Genomic DNA, 22476 nt, shown 5'->3' with positions numbered 1-22476 from the left:
CAAAGGCTCAATACCCAAATTCTGTTTCAGATAGCGTCAGGCTAACGCCTCAGCGTTGGGATAATTCATTTGACTGCACTGCAATGGTTAAATCAACGAACTCCAGAAATAGCTCTACCAGCACTGCCAGAACGAGTGCTAAGACGGCTACTCCCAAATCACCAAAATCAACTGCGACAACCAACTCTCGTGCGGCTCGAACCGACAGGATGGAGCCAGAAGACTTTGAGGTTGACACAGACCTACTCAGCGATGTCTACAATCAGGTGCGCCGACCGCAGTTGCCCTATGGCATTGTCGTTAATGACAAGCCAGCCGGGATTCTGATTCCGATCGATCAGTTGGAAAAGGCGGGCTGGCTTGCCATGCCGGATGAAGATGACCTCACGACGGTTACTTTCACTGAAGATGTGACGGGTCTTTTGATTACGGAAGCCCGGTTGCTCGTGCTGGCATTTGTGCCGGAATACATTCGCTACAAGTCGGATGTGGAAGATTTGGGCGGTACGGTTGTGGGACTCTACGATGAGTACCGCAATAGCCTGGACAAGAAAGCGATGGATGTTTGCTCAGAACATGCGCTGTTGTTTCTGGATGAGGATAATCAACCCCTGCATACGATGCCGATCGTAGTGCGGTTCAAAAATGTCGCGCTCTGGAGCTTTAAGTCAGCCCGTGAGGAGTTCTACCGTGCCCTGGAAAAAACATTTGCTGACTACTTCAATGTGCCTTTCAGCGGCAAGAACGATCGATGGCGGAGTTTGGGAGTGTTGGAGGTGGAGTTCAAAGCCGTTAAGGAAGGGGAAGGCAAGAACAAACACGACTGCTGTAAGACAGTGGCATATACCAAACCGACGATCGAAACCTTGCCTCTCCTCTATTTGGGCACTCCTACAGCAAAATCGCTGATCTGGCAGCAGCATGATGCGATCGCAGGATTCACGGAACCTCAATCTCTGCCTGCCTTGCCAGGTGAGGTAGAAGCGGTTGAAGTAGAAGTATTGCCGCCTCACAAGAATGGTGTAACTGGTAAAGCCCTGAATGCCAAATCCTCTACTAAATCTCCTCGAAAGATCAAACCGATTGAAGAGGATGAAGATTTCCTGGATGACTTGGATGACTCAGATGCTGAGCTGAATGATGATGACTTTGATTTTGAAGATGATGACTTGGATGATGACGAGGAGTAATCTAACTTATCTCTATTAATTGTTTTGGATCAACCCCTGCTGGAGCTGAATTGGCTACAGCAGCTTTTTTGCTTGCTGCTGAAGGACTAATGTTGAAAGTCATTCAGGACGTGAAGAGTTGACTATCGGCAAGCTGGTAACGATCGCCATTGAAACAATAATTCAATTGCCGTAGGCGATCGCTCTCCATCTGTAACACCTCCAAACAGGGCAAAGCCTGACCCCGATCTTTTCCTACCTCAAACAGAAGTTTATTTGCTGGAAGGTTAGGGTTGAGATAGCTCTGGAAAACCTCTACTGCGGATCGATTCTCTCTCAACCAGTAGCCAGTGTAGAGACAACCTAAAGCTCCACATAAATTGGGGGTGTTGAAATTGAACAGAGTCAATTTACCTTCTTTTCCGTCTACAGACCAAGCAAGCAAGGTTTCTTTTGCCTGTGCCACATCCAAATCTGTGTTTGATTGAATCACTTGCTCTAAAACAGGTTCAGGAACTACTGTGGTTGCTTTTTGCCAAGGAACGGTAGCCGCACTAGAACTACAACCTGCTACCCCAATGAGTACTGATAGCAGCAGAAAAAAGCTAAAGCCGATGCGAAACCAGTATCCTACTTGGCATAACCAGTGAGGCGGTGGAGGAAGAGTGGGTGCATTCATTTCCTGCGGCTGAGTTAGAGCCAGTTTTGCAGATGAATCTATCATGGCGGATATTTTCTCCAACTTGAACTCACTGTTGCACCTGAACATTAGCGGGAACGGTAATGCCTAACTGCCGGAGTGCCCAGACTTCCTCAGCAAACCAGGTAGGATTTCGGGTGGCAGCAGCACCCTGATTGACCTGTTGCTGAAAACGATCTCTGCCAATACGCTGAATTTCCTGGCGGTATCGTGCCAGCGTCAACTGCTGGGCTATCGATTGGGGAACAACACTAGCAAAGGGAACGCGATCGCCCATCGGGTTAAAAAACACTTCCTCGCAGCGTCCATTCGTAACCGCGATAATCAAATTAGTCGGCGGTTGGCTGTTTTCGGTGTAAGTTGCCAGTAAGTAATAATCCTTGCCTTGTAATCGACTAGAGCCGATCAGTTCACTCCGAACAATGGGTTGCCGGGTTTGTTGGGGAATACAACGACTGACGGTTTCTGGGATTCCAGTAGTTTGAGCATCAAGCGGAAGATACCCTAAGCCGATAGTGAGCAGCATACCCACCGCTAAAGGTAGCCAGAAGGTTGCAGTCAAACGTCTGCCAATGGATCTCAGTGAAAATCGCTGCTGGGGTTGCATGATTGATTCCTCCTTAGAATTGAACCCACTGTCTAGGATTGATGGAAGAGCCGCTGCGCCAGTTGCCGGGGGTAGCACCTTCAATCACTTCAAAGTGGAGGTGGGGTCCGGTGCCCAAGCCGCTTTGTCCACTACGGGCGATCGCCTGCCCCTGCCGAACAGCTGTGCCAGCGCTCACGTCCATTGAATCCAGGTGAGCATAGAGCGTCATCCTGCCATTGGCATGTTCCACAATCATGGTTTTGCCATAGCCTGATAGCCAACCTGCGTAAAGAACCTTGCCCCCATCAGCCGCCCGAACCGGTGTCCCGATCGGTGTTCCGATATCAATGCCAGCATGATTAGAGCTACAACTAGCACAGGGACTGGAGCGAGGACCAAATTCACTGGTCACTGGAAAGCCTGGAGCAGGGTTAGTTAGCTTTCCGGTAGCTTGTCCGGGTGTCCCACGGTTCGAGGTTGTATCATTGCTTTTCGTTCCAGAAGCATTAGCGGTTGTCAGGGTGGCGCTGGGAGCACAGGTGAGTGTGCCATTACCACCGTTGCGATAGCGAGTCACAGCAGCGCGACCGTAATCTCGTAGGCTCAAACGACCCAAGGCATCAGAGCCTCCACCATCGACACGGCTGTAGTCGCCACCGAAATGTTTTTGGGCAACTCGTTCTAGTAAGCGATCGCCCCTAAAGGGTTGCCCTGTCGTTGGATCAATCTGTCCTCGCGTCGCCTGAATTTTATTGGCGAGATCTGCCATAAAGGCGCGATCTTGATCAGCAGGTGGAAAAAACTGAAACAGTTCCGCTTCAGTGGGTTGGTAGCCCTGTCCAATGCGATTTAAGAATCCCTGCCCCCCTGGCTTTGCAGCAATTAACTGCACTGCATAGGGATTGTAGCTCATGAACTGGTAGCGTCCTAACCCCCGTCCGCAGTTACTGCCCCCATCCGCACACGTATGAACTCCAACTGCTTGATAGCCTCCGCTTCCAGCACTTTCGATGCTGGCGATCGATTTTGCCAATGCGTTTAGACTAATGCCTTGCATGGACTGTGCTGATACGGGCTGACTACTGCCGCTGATCGTACAGGGATTGCCCTCCTTTTGATTTCCAGCACCAGTTCGGTTACTTCCAGACTCTCGACTAGCTCCAGTGGGTTGGGAGGCAGCGGCAGCGCGTTGATCGCTCAAATCCCCGACAAACATCAAAGCATTTACTTTGTAGGTGAAGAACGGCACCGGACCAATGAAGTAGGGTGTGCAGCCCAGCGCGTTGGCACAGAAACGGAAGAATAGAGCAGTATCTACGGTATCTGTGGTTTCATCTGGCTCCATCACCACAACTTTGAAAGCAGAACCGAAGGGCAAACGTCCTGTAGGTTCTCGACCACCATTCACCGATCGCAAAACACCCCAGCCACCCTGGACTTCCTGATATTTTCCTGAAATCCATTGCTTGCCTTCCAGCCTGCCACGCGCACTACGTCCGGCGTTCTCCAGATCATCCAGTTCAACATAGGCGCAATCCGTTTCAGCACAGGGGACAGAAAAGCCTTGAACATCGGAGCCAGAAATAGTGTTATTGCGTTGTGCCTCTGCTGGACCATACACCTGATCAACTCGCATGACCAGGCTACCCAGTTCAGCGATCGGGTTGGGCATTGACCCTAACGGCACCTGACCCAATCCTGGAATACCTTTCACAAAGCTGTTCATCCAGCCCTCAAATTGTTGGAGCTGAACGGCTTCCAGGTTGGGAATAGAGTTGACAGGAAAGCGAGAAAGATCAATCTCCTTTAAGCGTAGCTGTCCAATCTGAGGATTCTGTGCCAGCACTTCAGCCAGGGTCTGATCAGAGACATTAATGCCGACGGCTTTGGCAACCAAAAGCGCCGCGACAGGCGCGATCGCCCGGACATTAGTTTGTGCTAGCCCCGGCACCACTTTTGCTAAATGGCTCAGGGTTTGATCGGCTGCCAACGTAAACGCGCTCAGGGCAACTTGGTTGAGATCGAGGTTGGTGAGTTGGGCGATCGCCCCTGACGAAAATACTTCTGCTTGAAATGCTTGTGAAATATCCCCCAGCTTCAAATACTGATCGGGAGTCATGCCAGCACTCCAACGGCGGCTCAGGTCGTACCCCACCATTTGGCTGTAGGGCTTGCCATCTATGGAGCCGGAGCGACTGATACCCGGCATTTGTGATAAAGAGATCCGGTTCCAGTCAGGCAACAAAACTTGAGTTGCAGTCAATCCAGATTGACTCCCTGCAATTTCTAGAATTCGCGTGGGTAGGCTGCCGTCATCGATCGTTCGAGCAGATGCAGGTGCAACAAGCCCGCAAAGGCTGATGACAATCAAGCACAGCGAAATGAGCCATGCCAGAACACGCTGCCTTTTGAAGCCGTCTGGCATTCTCAGTGGGGTATTCATGACATCAGACCGGGTTGAGGGAATTAAAGCTCCAGTTCGGGTGCGGAAAAGTTACGCTCTGTTTTCGGCTGATAAGCGGAACCCTTGCCATAGCCCTTCAAGTGAGGGTTGGGGTTGGCGGCTGATTCTGAGTAAGGTGTATCGCCAAAATTTTGTTCAAAGATGTTTTCCTGATAGCCATCACTGAAGTGATCGGTTTGCCAGGGATTTGTGCCCGCCCCAGAGATCGACTGTTCGCTACCAGCACCAGTGGTTTGATAGCCATCCGTTTGATAACCGCTACTGCTGTCGGGGGTGGCATTGAAATCGGGATTTGATTCGGTGTTCATCGCGCAAGCATCCATACGAAACGATATGCTTGCCAGCCTATAAAGCTTGACTCGGTACTGACCTCAACCAGGTGGATAACAACGCTCCAGCCAATTGGCTGTTTGTAGGGACACCCCTACAAGAGGCTTGCGCTGTGGATCAACTGAGTTTTATTCCTGAAGAGTTGGTGCGAACTCTTCAACAAGCGAAAGATGCTGCTACCCCAGACACCCGTTGCTCATCCAGCACCCTGGAAATGTTGCGGCTTTTGGCATCCCTCGACGTTCCGAAAGAATTGCTAGCGTGCATGTTGGAAATGGCAGAGTTTTCCATCCATCATGTCCGTTATTTAGTGGGACCCTTGGTATTGCACCGCAGTTTGTGGGGTGATGTCATTCCAACCTGGTTGAAGGTTGCCTGTGTAAAAGATCGCTTTGATCTCATCCTTTCTGAATATGAGCAGGATCAAGTGGGAGACTACGCTACACCCACTGAAGTGCTGACCTATATGATGCCTGCCAGCTTTGAAGCACCTATGCACCGCGACTATTCTGACCTTTACATTTGGGCAGGTAATGAGGTGATGCGGAAGCACAATAAATTACCAGAAGGGGCTGACAATTTTTATGAATTGATTGGTGGTCATCCGATTGAATTCAGCACAGTCAAAAATGATTTTCAAGATCTGAGTCGATCGATTCGTCAAAGTGTAGTGAAACATGCGGCTCAACAGGGATGGGGAAAACGCCGCAATCGGAAGACAGAAGCAATTGCGGTTGCCCCAGTTCAAACAACCGATCAACCAGAGCAGGGCAGTTTGTTTTGAATCATGAGAGCTACTGGAAATAGTTGGTGCTATCGCCCCTTCAGGATAGTTCTCCATCCATTTCCAGTCATGCCCATTTCCAAAACTTACCCTAATTTGAAGGATGTTACGTATCGTCTGATTACATCGACCAGAGAACTTGAAATTGCACTGCGTTCGCTTGAACAGTCTCCAATTCTTGGCTTGGATTGCGAGACAACTGGGTTAGATCCTCACATTCATACGATTCGGCTCATTCAGCTTGCAGTCCCCAATCAGCCAGTGATGCTCATTGATCTGCCTCAGATTGCTCCCTGCGATCGCCACCCACTCCAACAGATCCTCTCCAGCCCTGCGATCAAAATTACCCACAATGGCAAATTCGACTGGCAGTTCCTTGCCCAGGCAGGACTCCAACCCGCGCCGCCCTTCTTCGATACACAAATTGCTTATCGTGTGTTGACGGCAGGACTGAAAACCAGTCTCTCGTTGCAGACGCTTGCTCAAAAGCTATTGAATATAGCGCTGGATAAAACCCAACAGGTCAGTGATTGGAGCCAACCCCTGACCTCAAAACAGTTACAGTATGCGGCGTTGGATGCCGCAATTTTATTGGAACTGTACCCGATCCTGGTCAAGAAGCTGGAGCGATCGCAGCTTCTCAAAATTGCCCAACTGGAGTTTCACTGTATGCCTGCGGTAGCTCAGATGGAGCTGAATGGGATGTTGCTAGATCTTTCCCGCTGGCAAACATTGGGGGCGAAACTGGAAAGCGATCGGGATGCAGCACTTCATCAGCTCAGCCAACTCCGGATCGCTGGTAAAGATCAGATGTCTTTGCTGCCGGAGATGACGGATACGATTAACCCAAACTCCCCCCAACAGGTACTTGCAGCGCTTCAGACATTTGGAATTTCAGTAAAATCTACCAATCAAAAGGAACTGGTTCCCCTGGTGAAACAGTATCCTGTGATCCGAGCGCTATTGGACTACCGTCACCTCTCCAAAATTACTGCTACCTTTGCCGACAGCCTGCCCAAGCATATCCATCCGGTGACAGGCAGAATTCACCCGACCTACTATCAGATCGGAGCCAGGTCAGGGCGGTTCTCTTGCCGCAATCCACCTTTGCAAACCATTCCTCGCGATGCTGCCGCCCGAACCTGTTTTGTCGCTGCACCAGGTTATCAAATCGTGCGAGCGGACTATTCTCAAATTGAGCTGCGAATTGTTGCCCGCTTGAGTGGCGATGCCCGGATGCAACGAGCCTATCGTAAGGGTGAGGATCTGCATCGGCTGACAGCAGCTCTTGTGACGGGGAAAGCGATCGCTAATGTGAGCGAGGAAGATCGACGGCTTGCCAAAGCCATCAACTTTGGGCTGATTTATGGCATGGGTGCTGCCAAACTTCAGAGCTATGCAGAGACAAAGTACGGGGTCACTCTGTCTCTAGAGCAGGCAAAAGCATTCCGAAAACGATTCTTTGAGGTCTACACCGGAGTAGCAGAGTGGCATGAGACGATTAAGCGCAGTTACATCCGGGGAGTAAGGGAGAGCCGTACCCTGGCAGGCAGGCGGCGCAGGTGGGCAGATAAACCCAGACTGGCGGAATTGCTGAACCATCCTGTCCAGGGATTGAATGCGGATATCACGAAATTGGCGTTGGTGAAGCTTGACAAAGTACTGGCGGGTACAGGAGCGAAGCTGATTTGCACAGTTCATGATGAAATCCTGCTGGAGTGTCCTGTTGCTGAAGCAAAGCACAGCAGTTATCTCCTACGTCGCTGCATGGTTGCAGCAGCTCGGAAGTTTCTGCATCCGATCCCGGTGGTTGTGGACATCAAAGTTTCAGCTAGTTGGGGTGGCGATGAAACTTAGGGAATAGTTTTACCTTTATGACGAGTTAAGTTTTTCTTAAGTAAAAGCAGTACGGGTGAATCTGGACTTAGGGAATAAAAACAAGCTAAAGATCCCTAAGTATTCCCTAAGCAATTTTTGCGGAGTCAGGGGTGGGAGATGCCAAAGCGGAGCAAAGCAGCGCGATTGATTCAGGAACTCCAGGATTGGAGTGATGAAGAGTTGGGGGATTTGGCTGAAATGATTCAGGGGCTACTGGAGTCGCGGCGGGAGGAAGCAGAGGAGGAGAACCAAGAGACTCGTGAGGATGGCACACCGCTGGGGAAGCACGGGGGACGAGGGCATATTGAGCTAAAGATGATTCCGGATTCTGAAACAGGTAAGGTTTATGGACCTTACCGCTATCTGCGCTACTGGGGAGTGACGAAGAAAGGAACGATGGGGTTGAAAAGTGTCTACCTTGGTAGAGTAGAGGGGGAATAGACGAAATCGATTTCTCCGCTTGAAACGAACAAGAGAGGGTAAACACTCCCTGTAATCTGAAGTTTCTTATTTCTGTCAGTAACGGAGGTTTTGCTAATGGACGTTGCATTGTTAACTGCCTTTCTTGCCCCTTTTCTACCTTTCCTGATGAAGTTAGGTAGCAAGGCATCAGAAAAAGTTGCGGAGAAATTTGGTGAGGATGCCTGGAACAAAGCAAAGGCAGTCTGGTCGAAGTTGCATCCAGAGATCGAAACAAAGGAAGATTTGAAGATGGCGGCAGAGCAGGTGGCTACAAAGCCAGACAGTAAAGCTCGTAAAGCTGTTTTTCAGGAAGAACTAGAAACTTTGTTGAAGGACAATTCAGATTTGGCAACAGCGATCGCCCAAATTCTGCAAGAAGATGCCCCCGATGGTACGTCTGGCAATCAAATCATCCAGACTGTGACGGGTGATCAGAACCAGGTGCTGGGACAGGTGACGGGTGGGAATGTCCTTGGCAACGTGCAGGGTAATGTCACGCTGAATTAAGCAAGAGTCAGCCTAAACCGCAATGAGCAACGAATTACCAGATCAGAATCAAACTTCTACAGACTTGTCTTCTCCAGATACAGTCGATTCTTCAGAGGCTTCTCATCCTCCAGCAACTGATGTTCAGCAAACAGTGAAGGGCGATCGCAATCAAGCGATCGGGCAGATGTCAGGTGGTACGGCGATGGGTAATGTGCAGGGACCAGTTTTTAATATCTTGAATAGCTCTATTAAAAATTTCACGGGGGCTGGAAATATTTATTATCAAGAAGCTCCCCACCAGCCGTTTCCCAATGATGATACTAGAGAGCCTGATCAGCCTCAAGTAGTCAAGACGATTCTAGTCTTGGCAGCGAACCCAAAAGGAACCTCGCCCCTACGACTGGGAGAAGAAGTGCGATCGCTGCAAATGGGGTTAGAGCGTTCTCGATACCGCGATCGCTTCAAACTTGAGCAGCGTTGGGCTGTGACTGCCATAGACATGCGACGAGCATTGCTTGATTGCCAACCCCAGATTGTTCACTTCTCAGGGCATGGGGTTGGAACGGAAGATTCAGATCAGCAAGTGCTTTCAAGAAAAGCAACCGTGGTTACGGATAGCACGGCAGAGCCAGAAGGGTTAATGTTTGAGGATGAAATTGGACAGCCTAAATTGGTGTCAGGAGAAGCGCTCTCAAGCTTGTTTGCATTGTTTAGCAATCAGGTTAAATGTGTGGTGCTGAATGCTTGCTACTCGGAAGTACAAGCGAGGGCGATCGCCCAGCATATTCCCTACGTGGTGGGCATGAAACGGGCGGTCGGGGATCAAGCGGCGATCGAGTTTGCGATCGGGTTTTATGATGCATTGTTGGCCGGACAATCAATAGAATTTGCCTACAAATTAGGCTGCGCAGCTATACAGATGGTCGGGATTCCAGAACATTTGACTCCTATACTGCAACAAAACAAATGCTGACCAGATTAAGTCTTGTCTATTACAGATAAATAGCTGGTTGACTGACAAAACTTGAAAAGGAGGGAGGCTAAGCCCTTGGTAAAAGGGCACTCGCGGATTAGTGTGAAAGTTACCACACAAACACAACTGAACCATGCGAACCTCCCGTCTTTATGATCAGCTATGCAACCTTTTGGGTCAATCCACTTCATGGGCAGATCGACGTCATCTGCAAACCCTGATTTGGATGGTGATTGGACTCATTTGTAGTGAGTGCATTAGCCTGACCAAATGGGGCGTTTACGTGCAGAGTCGAGCAAAATTCGCCCAAAGCCATCAACGCCGATTCAGTCGATGGTTGCACAATAGCCGCATCCATGTGCAACGAGTCTACAGCCCCATGATTGTGGCAGCATTAGCCCAATGGGGAGTGTCTGAACTGATTTTGATTGAGGATACGACGATGCTGTGGGATGAGTTCTGCCTCATCCGGTTATCAATTCAGTATCGGGGACGTGCCATTCCCTTGATTTGGCGGGTGCTGCGCCACGGCAGTAGTAGCGTTGGCTTTGAGTGTTACCAACTGATGTTGAAACGGGCAGCCCGGTTAGTGCCTGCTGGAGTATCAGTCCGATTTCTGGCCGACCGGGGATTTGCTGATACAAAGCTGATGCGCTATTTGCGCGAAGACTTGCAGTGGCATTTTCGCATTCGGGTGAAAAGTCGAGTCTGGATCTACCGTCCGCACCGAGGCTGGAAGCAACTTAAGCAGTATCATTTGGCGGCAGGAGATAGCGTTTTGCTACAAGGGATCACCTTAACGAAAACGCGACCACTCCCCAACTTGAACTTGGCAATGGGGCGTGACCCCATTTCGCATCAACTCTGGTTGGTGGTCAGTGATGAACCTGTCTCATTGCAAACGTTCCGAGAATACGGTGAACGGTTTCAAATCGAGGAGGAACTGCTCGATGAAAAGTCCAATGGGTTTCAACTGGAACGCTCTGAAATTCGCTCTGTTCCAGCCCTTTCCCGCCTCTGTCTGGTGCTTGCGGTGACCACACTGCTGTTGAGTGTGCAGGGGCAGCAAGTCGTCACCGCTGGGAAACGGCGGTGGGTTGATGTGCATTGGGAGCGGGGCAACAGCTATTTTCGCATTGGCTGGAATTGGCTCAAAGGTTGCCTACACAAAGACTGGGCATTGTTTGCCTCACTTGAGTTGCAGGGCGGACGCGATCCTGCTCCCGCGATTGCATCTAAAAAGCAAGCTCAACAGCAATCTAAACGAGAGTTTACTGTGCAGTCTTACCGATTTGTTCCCTAAGTTTTGTCAGTCAACCAGGATAAATAGACGGAGTTTAACTTTCTCCATCTCTAATTTCCAGGAGATTATTTAACTGGTTATTCTATGATCTCTGAAGGCTCAGGAAACCATTTTGCCTGCCCTTGAAGCTCACCATAACTCTCATCTGACAGGAGATTACGTACTCGTGTATTCGTCTTTCCGCCATCATCTAATCGCCAATAGGCCACTAGATCTTCATTCCCAAAGTCTTTAGATTCACTCAATAATAAACTCTCCAAGCGGCGATACATATTCTTTCTGATTTGCTCTTGAGTGCGGGCTTTTTTCCAAATGCGAACTTCCGAAATACAACACTGGAAGTTGGTATTCATGTCAGAAGATCGACCAATGTATAGTGTTGGTTTTTTATTGGGATCTGAAGCCTCAAAAGCTTCTGTAAACAGGGCAGAGGAGAACTTGCCAACGCTTTTATATTGATCGCCAACGACTACCGCTTCAGATTCACCTTGAATGGGAAAGCTATTTTGTCGAATTCCATCGATATAGATTTCAACTTCTGCTGTCTTTTGACTCCAGGTAAAAGCGATATGATGCCATACATGATCGGTAGGAGCATAATTAGCTGTTTCAAAAATTCCTATTGTAGATCGAGATTTTTGAGCTTGAGAATTTGGAGAAACAATGTCCTGGAGTGTTACACGAATCTTATTCCCAACCCAGGATATAGTATAACCACTATCTTTGTTCATCCTACTCTGACTAACAATTTCAACATTGCCAAACAGATGCTTGACCCAGGCTTCAACCGTAACTGAAGTTATTTGACCACTCGTGTCACCACTACTCCAGGCGACATTATTACATTCAACAAAGTTCTCTTTTTCGAAATGAAGTCCAATTGGAAAAGGTAAGCTAGGAAAATTGTTGGCACTCAAATATTGTATTCCTGGCTTATAAGAATATTTGGAATTTAGATATTCATCATATTTCCTGCTTATAAGTGCACTATTTAACAGTGGCAAATCTCCCCCTTCTTCACATCGCCAGTATCCTACCAAGCTCTTCTCACTTCCTGTTAATCGGCTAAACCTTCTATTGTTGATATCAGCATGGCTTATTTTTGTTGACCAAAGTCTTACTTCGGCAATCCTACCCTTAAATCTACTGCAATAGGTGTTAAATGCTCCTAACTGCATAGAATAAGCTCCAAGGGTAGTAGGAAGAAAATAATCTTTATTCTGGCTCTCTCTTTGTAAATTCTTTTTCTGTTGCTGTGATTTTAGCTGCACACCGTTAACATACAATTTAACTTCTGAAGCATCACAGATAACCACAACATGATTAAAACAGTCAGGTTTCAATAAGCTATTCTCAGTCGATATGGATTTTACTATGAAATTTAATCTTTCAAATTGAATTTGAAATACTTTAGAATGTTCAAAATTTTCATCTTTCTTTTCAAAACAATTGACTTGTAAATTATATTCATTTCTGTAAAAGTTGGATTTTGAAAGAATTGTACCGCCTTCTCCGTCAATAGAAGGATTTACCCAAACTTCAATACTAAAAGGTTCTCCTTCCTTAAAGGAATATGGATCTGTAATATCTAAATCATTTAAAGATAAATTTTCTTTGAATTCTACAGTTGTTAGGGGAATACTCTTGGGAAAATCATCGAAATAAAATCTCCTCATGGGTATATGTTCATAAACGTTTGTAAACTCTATGAGACCTTCTTTATCCGCTGATGCAAGTACTTGACTATCGATCAAAAAGCCTAAACCAACAATGCCATCATCATGCCCTTGCTGATTCCATTTTTCATCAGGGCTTCTCCAGTTCACAATGTCTATATCACCATAGTTCCAATTAACTGTTATGTATTGCCCCATAGGGCTAAAACAAACACTATGAACATCAGCACCTGCGTCGTCATTACCGGCAGCAGCGAACGCAAGCTCTATTTCTACAGAAGGCTCGGTTAAGCTATCTAAATCGTCTGCTAAATTCCAAACCTGCGCAGTATAGATATTACATGGATAAGGCTCAGTATGCCTGACTTCGGACGGCAGTCGGAGCTCAATACGCTTTCTAGCAGACATAAGAGCTTTACCATCAGCCGAGAAAGATAAGGTTGGAATTAATCCATTACACTTAAAACTTTTAATCAATGAATCTTTCGCTGGCTGTTTGTTAATCGTGCTCCATATTTTAATTTGTCCATTGCGACATCCAGAGGCAAGCCATTGGCTATCAAAACTGAAGCAGAGACTATGAATATCTCCTGAGTCGCCATGCTTGAACATTCTGCATTCACTGGTCTCAAGATTCCAAAGTCTCACTTTTCCATCATTGCCACCTGAGGCTAGCATTTGGCCATCTGGACTAAAGCGAATGCAGCGAACTTCTACCAGATTTCCATTTTCGCCATTATTGAAGCTTTTAACCTCAGACTCTAGTGAATCTAAAGATTCCAAGTTCCAAATTTTAACTTCACCATCAGTACCGCCTGAAGCTAAAGAGCTATCATTAGGACTAAAATTTAAGCATAAAACAGAACCATTATGTGCCTGGAATCTTTTTACAGGTTGCTCATGCCTGCTGCTCCATAATTGAACTTGCCCAATCGAATCTGCAGAAGCAAATATGATGAGGTTAGAATTTATAGAAGTAGAGACTTCTTCATCAGTTACCATCCAGTTACTAAGATCTATATGACCATCTTGACCATCAAACAGTAGAGAAGAAGGTATTTGAAGGTGATTTAATTTTTCGGCAGTAACAACAAAATTTTCAATAAATGTATATAAATTATCAACAATTCTTTTTGAATAGATTCGTCTATATGAGTCTTGCGAATTAAAGAAGTCTAAATAAAGATAGTGCAGGTATTGCTTCTTTAAGTCTTCTACAATTCGGCAAGTTCTAATGCCTTGTTCGGCAATAATGTTTCCATTTGAATCTGGGATTGAGGCATGGTTTAACCCAATTAACTGCCATTGTGTGTTAAAAACTGGGCTACCAGAGGCTCCTGGTAAAGAATCTGCTGTATACCTCAAGAAATTCTTGTAAAGTCCATTATTAGTCACTCGATTATTGGTCACAACAACTTGCTTACGCCGACCTCTAGGATGCTGAACAATAATGACTGGATCGCCAGGAATGCTTTTGTCTTTATCGTCATAGCCTAGAGCCTCTAAATCTATAGGACTCGCATTGAGAAAATCATTTAAGCTTCCTTCGGAGTCACCTAATTCTGTAAGACTCCTCTCAGACAATCCAGGAGCAATCCCTCCATAGAATTCAACTAGTTCTATCCAACCAAACTCATATCCAGCTTGTTTCTTGAAAATATCATTTCTTAGCTCAATTAATGTATAATCCAAATCTTTATTACTTACAAATAATGCCTTGGGATCAAACTCATATTCAATTGGTACTAAGATATTCCCTTCTTCTCCCTCGGCATAATTGAACTGAGCGATACAACGCCTAGCAACTTCCTGCGTAGGAAGCACATGCTGATTAGTTAGTAAGTGGTTTCCTCCCACTAAAAACCCTGTACCAATAGCAAAAGGATTTAGCTTAGCCAATCTACTTTCAGCAAGTTCATTATTATGAGCATCAGCAATGTATGATTTGAGGCGCTCAAGAGGTTTAGAATTTTGCTCAGAATCATTTCCAAAAATCTCTGTAGCATATTGCGGCGGAATTGAAAAAATTTCTTGCACTTTTTGTGGAGTGTCGAAATTTTGTGATTCATTTAAACCTTGAGCATACTCAATGAGCTTAATGAATTCTTCTCGAGAGAAATTTTGCAAAATTCGGCAGATCGCAAGACTCCTCTTCACAGCTTTTGGCAAAAAAGATACTGACAGAAAATCAGGGGTTCCTACGGCTGTAGAAGGTAAATTACTCCTCTCTACTTGAAGAATCCTGTCTCGAAATATTTTCTTTATAAACTCTGCGCTTTCTAGAGGTGGGTTAAGAAACTTTTTTATTTCTTCCTGATCTACGGGTAAATTTGATGTGTTTATCAACCTGAGCCAGTCATTCAATATCCAAAGTGGTCTTGAAGTATTAGCATTTGAGTCTACATCTTTTTCCATAAGGCTCTTCTTCCTACCTTTTTTTGAAAAACCTCTATTGAAAACCTCTGTATAAATGAGTATAATTTCTGAACTCTTAATCCTGTAAATTCCCTGATTTAAGTTAATGCCTATGGTGAGAAGCGACAATATTAAAGGAAAGCGACTTCGACAAAACACTTTGCAGACTGATTTTCAGAACAAAGCAGCAGGTCAGACTCGCTTGAATAAATTTATATTGCTAACCTTTTCCCTTATTTTATTTGGAATATCAGGTCTCTTATGTGGTTTGCTTGGATCTCTTACTAGCCTGCAGATAATTACAACCAAGGGCACCTTACCATATTCTCTCATGGTCATCACCTTGGGCATAGTATTCACGAATGTAATTTCTTTTAAGTTAAAAAAACTTCTTATTAGTATAATTTTGTACACATTTTTGGCAGCGATGCTTCTTCTGTTTCTTAATCAACTGAATATATTGGGTTATTCACTCAACTCATTTTCTGTAACTTTGGCGGTTACTATTTTTGGATTGGCATTTACCCTGATTTCTTTTGGAGTTACTCGCTTTTCAATTGCTCTGATCGATGTTCTGTTAAAGAGGGCAGAACCTTTAAGAATTCTTGGTGTTTTTGTTGGACTTTTGGGGGCATTGGCAGGGGCATGGCTAGAGAGTTCCCTAGAAAAGTCATATCCTACATTTCGCGAAGCTTTGCGCTCGGAAAATTTGCAGTTTCTGGTAATATTCTGCGGGATTATACTTGCCTTGCTTGTGTTTGCTAGTGGTTTTTTAGCTAACCATATTCACCGTATACCTTGGAAATATCCTGGTTTCCTAAGATATTTAGCGATTTTATTTGGGTCTTTAGGAGGCACATCTTTCCGAAATATAGACCTTAGCGGAGTGAATTTTAAGGGTTCGGAATTAGCTAATTCAGACCTTCGTGCTCGTCAGCTTTATCGAGTCTGTTTTCAAGATACTACGGGATTAGAAAGAGCAAGAGTTGATAATCAATACCTTGATTTAGAAAACCCGAAAGTTCAGATGCTGCTAGTAAAGGGATGTAGTCCAGATCCCATTTTTTGCAAATTCAATCTTCAAGGGGCATACTTGCAAAATGCTGATATGCGTGGGTTTGATCTGACCGATACGAATCTGACGGGTGCAGATCTCAAAAGCGCAGACCTCAGAGGAAGCATCCTTATTCGTACCCAACTGGCAGGTGTAGATTTCCAAGGAGTTGACCTGCGTAAGAACGTTCTGATTGATGCCAACCTGACGGAGGCAAACTTGCGAAATTCTGACTTAAGAGAGTGTATTCTCGTCCGCGCTCAAGTCGCACGAGCCGACTTTACCGGAGCCGATCTCACTGGTGCTTGCATCGAAGATTGGAGTGTTAGCGACAAGACCACCTTCACTGAGGTGCGATGTGACTATGTATTCAAAAAATACGAAGATGGTCAACCAACCCATCGCTATCCATTCGACCGCAACTTTGAACCTGGTGAGTTTGCTGCCCTGTTCCAACAACCGGAAAATGAACTGGAACTGATTTTTAAGGGCGACTTCAGCTATAGTGCCCTCAGTCTTGCCTTTTATAAACTCAAAACCGAGAAACCAGAGTTAGATCTGGAACTCAAAGGCATTGAACAACGCGGAAACTTATGGGTAGTTCGGGTTACCAGTATTAACCCAACGGTTGAAGCGCAGCTAGAGCAACAGTTTAGCGAAGTCTACCAGAACACGACAAACAGTGACAGTCTAGAAAGGCTTTGTTGCATGATTAGAAAAACGACCAGACCTGCCTTAAGGTCGTCCTGGTATTAAGCTGCAACTTTGTAGCTATCAGGTTTAGCGATCTGGATCATCCGGTTGAGCGCAGCACATTTGATGAACAGTTCCACCGCTTGATTGTCAAATTGACGCGCGCTGAGATTGCCACCAAAAATTGTCTTAAAGCGAAACATGGTGGTTTCGGCAATGGAGCGGCGATGATAGCCAGAATCCTGCTTCCAGCGTTTGCGTCCATGTTTGCGGATGTGACGCAGATTTTCATCTCTCGCATGGGGCTTGCCTTTGCGATTACCATGCTGCCAGATTTTGGCATCTTTGCGCGGTGGAATCACGGCTTTGGCTCCTTTGGCATCAATTTCGTCATAGCAATGGCGATGGTCATAAGCACCATCGGTTGAAACCTGTTCAATTTCCCCTTCAATCTGTTCCAGGAGGTCTTCTAGCACTTCTCCATCCGCCACATTATTGGTTGTCACGACCATTGCCACAATCTCGCCCGTAGCTTCATCAACCCCTAGATGCAGTTTGCGCCAAGTCCGACGCTTGCTCACCCCATGCTGACGGGTTTTCCATTCCCCTTCACCATAGACTTTTACCCCAGTCGAATCGACCACCACATGACGAGCACCCGGTTTCGGCACAATCGGTAAGTCAATGCTCAGGTTCCCAATTCGCCGTGATAGTGTACTGTGGTCAGGCACAGGCAAGTCAATTTCCATCAACTCAAAAATTGATTCGAGAAATCCTTGACACTGTCGTCCAGCCAGGCGATAGACCGCTTTGACAGTCGCCATCGTTTGAATCGCAAGGTCACTATAGAGGACAGACGCACCTGGTTTGCCGCTCAAATCTTCGACCACCCACTGCTCCAGAACCGATTCCTCAATCCAGAAGGTGAGGCTTCCCCGTTGCTTCAGTCCAGCGTTATACTCAGACCAGTTGCGGATGCGGTATTGAGGTTTCATGGCTTGTTTTGGTTGTGGTGATTAAAACTTACCATGCCTCGCCCTCCGCAACTCCTCTTCATGCAACAACGCCGTCTAGAAACCACCATTAAAGACTCAATTTACCGCGATTACGAAGATATCAAGCAACGCTTGGCCGAGAGTCAACAACTGGTCAGGCAATTCGCTGGGATTTCAGAAAGTCAGGCAGAAGCCCTGAAACAACTGAGCAAACAGGCTTTTGGTACTAACTTCTACATTGAAGGTAGCGCGATCACCAATCTGACCGGACAGGGACAGATTGAATACACCGAAGCGGCTGGGCAGATTCGTTCATTGGTGACTCAGAGTGGAACAGAGATTCAGGTTTCCCAGGGTTCCCAGCAGGTCTTGTCTCAGTTGCAAGATATTGCAACAACTCCACCCATGCAGACAGAGCTGATTCAGCAAATCCTTTTGAAGGAAGCCCAGAATGATCCTGCCTTTAGACACTTTCTCTTGCAGCAGCAACAACAAATTCTAACGGCCTTACCACCAGGCACGATCGCCTCAGCCATTCAGGGTGCGATTGCGCAACTCATCAGTGAAGGTAGTGGCAATGTTGTCTAAACCTTTACTCAAACAACTCCCGATGCACATAGGCAAACCTTGATCGATCGCCCCCACTCGCAGGTCTCGCATAGGTTGCTAAATTCCGAATTGCCTGCATTTGTTCCGACTCTCGCTCCATCGCTGGAGTAAACTGCTGCCGCTGCTCCAACAAATCCTCCAGTTCAATCTGCCCCGGTTTGCCCTTGTAAAACGCCTCCTCTGCACATCGCCGCACTGCATTCCCAATCTCAGCAGGGGTGCAGATTCGGTATTCCGTCAATAGTCTACGCCACTGGTTATCAGTCCAGGGAGACTGACCATTTCCCTGAAACGCCGGAAAGTACTTCGCCAGATGCAGATTGAACACCTCATATCTGGCTCCCTCATGAGGTAGATCCACAAAGAAGATGTCCTCGAACCGCCGTACCAATTCAGGTGGTAGCAGTCCTAAACGATTGACAGTCGCGATCGTGTAGATCGGTTCCTGGTGTTCCTGCATCCAGGTTAGCAAAGCAGCCGAAAGACGACGGGCTATCCCGCCATCCGCATTGGAGTCCCAGCCCGCAAAGCCCTTATCAAAATCATCCCAGTAAAGCACACAGGGAGCTAGGGATGTGACTACAGCAATAAACTCCTTCAAAGCGCGATCGGGATTAGGACTGCTCAAGAGAATGCCCCAATTTGCAGCCAGCAGGGGTAATCCCATCTTTTTAGCTGCTAATTTGGCAGATAAGCTTTTGCCTGTACCAGGTGGTCCCCATAGCACCATGCCCGTAGGCAAGCTCAGTCCATATTGTTGAGCTTCGGGTCGTAGCAGATAGGCGATCGCCTCCAACCGTCGCTCTAGTAAATCTAATCCCGCAGCAGTGGGTACATCGGGTTCTGCAATGTACTCTAATCCCCGCCCCCGCAGTTTGTTAATTTTGTGTTCCAAAATCAGTTGCACTAATTGCTCAGGGCTATCTACAAATGCCAACAGTCTGTTCAGCACCATTTCAATCTCACCGATTGGCAATCCCTGACAAGCTGTGATCAGTTTCTGTTTAGCTTCTGGGTCATCTTTGACCAACCAGAGATGCTGGTTACAAAACTGGGTAGCGATCGCCTGTACCTGTTGGTGATCGGGCAGTGCATGAGACAGTACTGGAATAAATGGTTGTAGTTCTAGCGGCAATTGAACGTAAGTTTCTAGCAAAACCCAGTAATGAGGCACGGAGTTCCATAGCGCCTGATGGTAAGTATTTAGGAGTTGGTAGCAACGTTGCTGACTCATCTCTGCAACCGTGCTATTCAAAACTCCTTCCAAAAGGTAGATACCAGGTTTTGGCTGCTCTAACAAGAATTGGAGAATATCTTGCTCGATCGTTTGCGTTGTAGATTTCAGAATCGTTTGTCCTTGAGGTGCTATCAACTGTTGAAGTGTTGAGAAACCCGGATTCCAGACATAAACCGGAAGCGATCGCACTTCACCCCATCGATAAAACTGGCTCAACACCGCCATCCGATCGGGGGTCTGATATTCTAGCGCCACGATCGGAACGTTCTGCTCGATCAGTTTTATCCAATCCTGCAACTGTCGCATGATCTGAACCTGTAGGGGTTCCCCTGGTTCTAACGAAACAAAAACACTCCTTGCCTCAGTCAAATGGACACTTTTGCCCAACAACGTTATGGAGTGTTGGAGGGAAATGCCGCTAATGCGGCGAGGGAGGGAAAACCTTGAATTTGAGAGTTTATTAAGATGGCAACAACCACAAAACCTCGCACCTCCAACGGCACTCGCAACAGTGCCACCTCCAAAATGGCTAAACCTAACGGTACAGCCTCAGCTACCAAAGCCAAAGCACCAACGGTTGATGGACCGCCGGAAACTAACGCATCAGCACTGCTCAAAGAATTGCGGAACTTGGTGTTCAAGGAGTACGGCGTGAAGCTGCAACTCCGGGATGCTCGTGTCTCTACCAAAATTGGGCATGCGACCCGCGAAAAGCTTGGGCTTGACATTGCCGCTCAGGTGAAGAAGAAGGGTGGTAACAAAAAGTTCGACTGGCAGCGATGGAATACGAAGGTGTTCCCGCGACTATTCGGACAACCCGATGCTCTGAAGTACCCGCCGGAAGTGGTGGCGATCCTGATGAGTCTTCTGTATGACACCATTCGTACTGATCCAGAACAAGCGGTTGCAGACCTGGTGGAATTCAACCGGGCATCACTGGAGCGGCGCAATTCGTTCCAGGCAGAGCAGGACGACGACCTGGACGATTTGGATGATGAACTGGACGATGACCTTGATGATCTCGATGATGAACTGGATGACGAAACCAGTGATGAACTGGATGACGATATAGATGACGAGTTAGACGAGGATCTGGACGAAGAAGAGGACGAGTAACACATTCAGCTTCGTTCACTGCCTGATTGCTTGCCCTGCATTAGTTTGACTGATGCAGGGTTCTTTTTTCCCGCCCACCTCCCTGGCACGCTGGAGTGGAACGCAGTAACAACTGCGGAAGGAATAGCAGTTTGGACTGCACAAAACAGGCATCTGTCGATGCGATTGCGGTGAGAAATCCAACTCACTCATAAAGGAGCAATTCTCATGGTTACTGCAACTGCAACACGCAAAGCTACAAAAAATACTGCACGCAAGGCACCGAAGCACACTCCCGCTTTGCAACGGGTGATTCCCTATCAGGAGAAAGTTCGACTGATGGTGATTGAAGTGTTACGGGAGGAGTCTGGACGGGAACTGGCAGCATCCGCTCGTTTCAACGGACAGGAGTTCGATTGGGAACAGCACAATGCTCAGTTTCGCAAGGACTATGCCGAAACCCCACTCCGGGATCTGCTGACCTATGCTCGCAAGCTCTATGGATTGCAAAATCTGGACGAAGTGCGCGATCGCCGTGCAGCCCACAAAGCAACCCGTACAGGGCGCTTGAATGCGCTAAACGGCTTGAGTACAACGGATGACCTGGATACGGATGAGGAGTTTGAAGTTGACCTGGAAGAAGACATCAATCTGGATGACTAATTCCTGGACAGCTTCAGCAGCTTAACATCAAACCCCGGCGATAAGTCGGGGTACTTCATTTCCCACCCACCCGCACCCTGCCGAAAGTTAGGGTATAGTTCTAGCTGTATAAGTTTTCATTATTAGCTAGAACCAGATCTAAAGGTTCAGTGAGTAGTGCGATCGCTTGCTCTAACGCTCCTTCCGCAATCTGAAGCTGTGTTTGGAGTTGGTGTAATCGGTTGCGGCGCTCAATTCCCAGTCGTCCCTCAGTATTGCGTGGATCATCGTCATGACTGAGGTGAATAACCTTGACTTTCTCCTCTTTTTCCTCTGGCTCAAAAATTGCTTCTCTGCTGGTGAGCTTGTTATACCAATAAGTTCCAGACGGGCGCTTGACATTGTAGCGGTGTGCCTCACAGTTATCGGGAGCGATGTAGCAGTCTTGGGTGAACTGTTCTGTACGCGATCGCAACTCTTGAAGTCTCATTTCGATCGATGCCAATGAATCGACTACGCCGAAGTCTTCCAGGGATTGTGAACAACCTCTCTCCATCAACATCGTTACGGCTGCCCAGTGACGGCTCACCCGGATACGTTCCTGAATTCGCTCCCATTGCTGCTGCGCTTCCTGCCGTTGCACCTCTCGAACCTGAATTAGCTCCACCTCCTCTTCAGGAGTTAACTCAGCGGCAGATCCGCAGGTTTCATAGTTGGGGCAGTCTTTTGGTTCTAGCCCTGGCTGAAGCATCATGGCAGCACAACTAAAGCTAAAGCCGCACTTTTTCCTGGGCATAGTTTTTTGTTCTAGCTTTACTATTTAATATAATAAGCTAGAACTAATTGTCCAAGATCGCTTGGACAATTGATGGTCTCTCCGCCGCCAGTACAGGATATGCTGGTTTCTGCCCGTCATGTA

The 22476-nt window shown here is 47.1% G+C and carries 19 protein-coding genes; 11 read left to right on the top strand and 8 right to left on the bottom strand.

Annotation, left to right across the window (positions count from 1 at the left end; translation table 11 throughout):
- The first annotated feature begins 83 nt into the window (after window positions 1-83).
- Window positions 84-1190: a DUF5895 domain-containing protein gene (locus ACN4EK_RS02855; RefSeq protein ID WP_431655951.1), complete on the top strand. Its 1107-nt coding sequence runs from the start codon at window positions 84-86 to the stop codon at window positions 1188-1190.
- A gap of 103 nt (window positions 1191-1293) precedes the next feature.
- Here the strand turns inward: ACN4EK_RS02855 and ACN4EK_RS02850 are convergent, their stop codons facing one another.
- The 4 genes from ACN4EK_RS02850 to ACN4EK_RS02835 are packed head-to-tail and all read right to left on the bottom strand — an operon-like array spanning window position 1294 to window position 5230.
- Window positions 1294-1893 (bottom strand): hypothetical protein, encoded by a 600-nt coding sequence (locus ACN4EK_RS02850; RefSeq protein WP_431655949.1) that lies wholly within the window; start codon window positions 1891-1893, stop codon window positions 1294-1296.
- Between the two features lie 25 nt (window positions 1894-1918).
- Entirely contained in the window at window positions 1919-2476 is a 558-nt protein-coding gene (locus ACN4EK_RS02845; protein ID WP_431655947.1) for a hypothetical protein, read from the bottom strand.
- 13 nt (window positions 2477-2489) lie between these two features.
- Window positions 2490-4901, bottom strand: coding sequence for a M23 family metallopeptidase (locus ACN4EK_RS02840; RefSeq protein WP_431655945.1), 2412 nt, complete (start codon window positions 4899-4901; stop codon window positions 2490-2492).
- A gap of 23 nt (window positions 4902-4924) precedes the next feature.
- On the bottom strand, window positions 4925-5230 hold the full coding sequence (locus tag ACN4EK_RS02835) for a hypothetical protein (RefSeq protein WP_431655944.1): 306 nt from the start codon (window positions 5228-5230) through the stop codon (window positions 4925-4927).
- A gap of 71 nt (window positions 5231-5301) precedes the next feature.
- Between ACN4EK_RS02835 and ACN4EK_RS02830 the strand changes: the two genes are divergently transcribed.
- From ACN4EK_RS02830 to ACN4EK_RS02805, 6 genes are all read left to right on the top strand, one after another.
- Window positions 5302-6036 (top strand): hypothetical protein, encoded by a 735-nt coding sequence (locus tag ACN4EK_RS02830; RefSeq protein WP_431655943.1) that lies wholly within the window; start codon window positions 5302-5304, stop codon window positions 6034-6036.
- 3 nt (window positions 6037-6039) lie between these two features.
- Window positions 6040-7893, top strand: a complete 1854-nt coding sequence (locus ACN4EK_RS02825; RefSeq protein ID WP_431655942.1) for a bifunctional 3'-5' exonuclease/DNA polymerase — start codon at window positions 6040-6042, stop codon at window positions 7891-7893.
- A 138-nt stretch (window positions 7894-8031) separates the two neighbouring features.
- Window positions 8032-8355 carry a hypothetical protein gene (locus tag ACN4EK_RS02820; protein WP_431655941.1) on the top strand — a complete coding sequence of 108 codons (324 nt, stop codon included), beginning with the start codon at window positions 8032-8034 and terminating at the stop codon, window positions 8353-8355.
- 96 nt (window positions 8356-8451) lie between these two features.
- Window positions 8452-8883 carry a hypothetical protein gene (locus ACN4EK_RS02815; RefSeq protein ID WP_431655939.1) on the top strand — a complete coding sequence of 144 codons (432 nt, stop codon included), beginning with the start codon at window positions 8452-8454 and terminating at the stop codon, window positions 8881-8883.
- 22 nt (window positions 8884-8905) lie between these two features.
- Window positions 8906-9838 (top strand): CHAT domain-containing protein, encoded by a 933-nt coding sequence (locus ACN4EK_RS02810; protein WP_431655938.1) that lies wholly within the window; start codon window positions 8906-8908, stop codon window positions 9836-9838.
- 226 nt (window positions 9839-10064) lie between these two features.
- On the top strand, window positions 10065-11141 hold the full coding sequence (locus ACN4EK_RS02805) for a transposase (RefSeq protein WP_431655936.1): 1077 nt from the start codon (window positions 10065-10067) through the stop codon (window positions 11139-11141).
- Window positions 11142-11218: 77 nt separating this feature from the next.
- Here ACN4EK_RS02805 and ACN4EK_RS02800 read toward each other — a convergent pair whose 3' ends face one another.
- Window positions 11219-15232: a LamG-like jellyroll fold domain-containing protein gene (locus ACN4EK_RS02800; RefSeq protein ID WP_431655934.1), complete on the bottom strand. Its 4014-nt coding sequence runs from the start codon at window positions 15230-15232 to the stop codon at window positions 11219-11221.
- A 112-nt stretch (window positions 15233-15344) separates the two neighbouring features.
- On the opposite strand from ACN4EK_RS02800, the gene ACN4EK_RS02795 reads away from it, so the two are divergent.
- A complete protein-coding gene (locus ACN4EK_RS02795) occupies window positions 15345-17042 on the top strand; it encodes a pentapeptide repeat-containing protein (RefSeq protein WP_431655933.1) in 1698 nt (565 codons plus the stop codon).
- Here ACN4EK_RS02795 and ACN4EK_RS02790 read toward each other — a convergent pair.
- Complete coding sequence (locus ACN4EK_RS02790; RefSeq protein WP_431655783.1) at window positions 17039-17974, bottom strand: IS5 family transposase; 936 nt, start codon at window positions 17972-17974, stop codon at window positions 17039-17041. The genes ACN4EK_RS02795 and ACN4EK_RS02790 overlap by 4 nt on opposite strands.
- Window positions 17975-18007: 33 nt before the next feature.
- On the opposite strand from ACN4EK_RS02790, the gene ACN4EK_RS02785 reads away from it, so the two are divergent.
- Window positions 18008-18562: a hypothetical protein gene (locus ACN4EK_RS02785; protein WP_431655932.1), complete on the top strand. Its 555-nt coding sequence runs from the start codon at window positions 18008-18010 to the stop codon at window positions 18560-18562.
- A 4-nt stretch (window positions 18563-18566) separates the two neighbouring features.
- Here the strand turns inward: ACN4EK_RS02785 and ACN4EK_RS02780 are convergent, their stop codons facing one another.
- Complete coding sequence (locus ACN4EK_RS02780; protein ID WP_431655931.1) at window positions 18567-20126, bottom strand: AAA family ATPase; 1560 nt, start codon at window positions 20124-20126, stop codon at window positions 18567-18569.
- Between the two features lie 159 nt (window positions 20127-20285).
- On the opposite strand from ACN4EK_RS02780, the gene ACN4EK_RS02775 reads away from it, so the two are divergent.
- Together ACN4EK_RS02775 and ACN4EK_RS02770 are read left to right on the top strand one after the other, a co-directional pair.
- Entirely contained in the window at window positions 20286-20936 is a 651-nt protein-coding gene (locus ACN4EK_RS02775; RefSeq protein WP_431655930.1) for a hypothetical protein, read from the top strand.
- A gap of 207 nt (window positions 20937-21143) precedes the next feature.
- Window positions 21144-21578 carry a hypothetical protein gene (locus tag ACN4EK_RS02770; protein ID WP_431655929.1) on the top strand — a complete coding sequence of 145 codons (435 nt, stop codon included), beginning with the start codon at window positions 21144-21146 and terminating at the stop codon, window positions 21576-21578.
- Between the two features lie 100 nt (window positions 21579-21678).
- Here the strand turns inward: ACN4EK_RS02770 and ACN4EK_RS02765 are convergent, their stop codons facing one another.
- Window positions 21679-22353 (bottom strand): hypothetical protein, encoded by a 675-nt coding sequence (locus tag ACN4EK_RS02765; protein WP_431655927.1) that lies wholly within the window; start codon window positions 22351-22353, stop codon window positions 21679-21681.
- Window positions 22354-22476 lie beyond the last annotated feature (123 nt).

This window comes from Pantanalinema rosaneae CENA516 (genome assembly GCF_050753385.1).
Lineage (GTDB): Bacteria > Cyanobacteriota > Cyanobacteriia > Leptolyngbyales > Leptolyngbyaceae > Pantanalinema > Pantanalinema rosaneae.
This window is presented reverse-complemented; position numbering and strand designations above follow the sequence as displayed.

What these genes read in the sequence shown, in the direction of transcription:
- ACN4EK_RS02855 (WP_431655951.1), top strand. Translation starts at nt 84, where the DNA reads ATGGTTAAATCAACGAACTCCAGAAATAGCTCTACCAGCACTGCCAGA.
- ACN4EK_RS02850 (WP_431655949.1), bottom strand. Translation starts at nt 1,893, where the DNA reads ATGATAGATTCATCTGCAAAACTGGCTCTAACTCAGCCGCAGGAAATG.
- ACN4EK_RS02845 (WP_431655947.1), bottom strand. Translation starts at nt 2,476, where the DNA reads ATGCAACCCCAGCAGCGATTTTCACTGAGATCCATTGGCAGACGTTTG.
- ACN4EK_RS02840 (WP_431655945.1), bottom strand. Translation starts at nt 4,901, where the DNA reads ATGAATACCCCACTGAGAATGCCAGACGGCTTCAAAAGGCAGCGTGTT.
- ACN4EK_RS02835 (WP_431655944.1), bottom strand. Translation starts at nt 5,230, where the DNA reads ATGAACACCGAATCAAATCCCGATTTCAATGCCACCCCCGACAGCAGT.
- ACN4EK_RS02825 (WP_431655942.1), top strand. Translation starts at nt 6,040, where the DNA reads ATGAGAGCTACTGGAAATAGTTGGTGCTATCGCCCCTTCAGGATAGTT.
- ACN4EK_RS02820 (WP_431655941.1), top strand. Translation starts at nt 8,032, where the DNA reads ATGCCAAAGCGGAGCAAAGCAGCGCGATTGATTCAGGAACTCCAGGAT.
- ACN4EK_RS02815 (WP_431655939.1), top strand. Translation starts at nt 8,452, where the DNA reads ATGGACGTTGCATTGTTAACTGCCTTTCTTGCCCCTTTTCTACCTTTC.
- ACN4EK_RS02810 (WP_431655938.1), top strand. Translation starts at nt 8,906, where the DNA reads ATGAGCAACGAATTACCAGATCAGAATCAAACTTCTACAGACTTGTCT.
- ACN4EK_RS02805 (WP_431655936.1), top strand. Translation starts at nt 10,065, where the DNA reads ATGGTGATTGGACTCATTTGTAGTGAGTGCATTAGCCTGACCAAATGG.
- ACN4EK_RS02800 (WP_431655934.1), bottom strand. Translation starts at nt 15,232, where the DNA reads ATGGAAAAAGATGTAGACTCAAATGCTAATACTTCAAGACCACTTTGG.
- ACN4EK_RS02795 (WP_431655933.1), top strand. Translation starts at nt 15,345, where the DNA reads ATGGTGAGAAGCGACAATATTAAAGGAAAGCGACTTCGACAAAACACT.
- ACN4EK_RS02790 (WP_431655783.1), bottom strand. Translation starts at nt 17,974, where the DNA reads ATGAAACCTCAATACCGCATCCGCAACTGGTCTGAGTATAACGCTGGA.
- ACN4EK_RS02785 (WP_431655932.1), top strand. Translation starts at nt 18,008, where the DNA reads ATGCCTCGCCCTCCGCAACTCCTCTTCATGCAACAACGCCGTCTAGAA.
- ACN4EK_RS02780 (WP_431655931.1), bottom strand. Translation starts at nt 20,126, where the DNA reads ATGCGACAGTTGCAGGATTGGATAAAACTGATCGAGCAGAACGTTCCG.
- ACN4EK_RS02775 (WP_431655930.1), top strand. Translation starts at nt 20,286, where the DNA reads ATGGCAACAACCACAAAACCTCGCACCTCCAACGGCACTCGCAACAGT.
- ACN4EK_RS02770 (WP_431655929.1), top strand. Translation starts at nt 21,144, where the DNA reads ATGGTTACTGCAACTGCAACACGCAAAGCTACAAAAAATACTGCACGC.
- ACN4EK_RS02765 (WP_431655927.1), bottom strand. Translation starts at nt 22,353, where the DNA reads ATGCCCAGGAAAAAGTGCGGCTTTAGCTTTAGTTGTGCTGCCATGATG.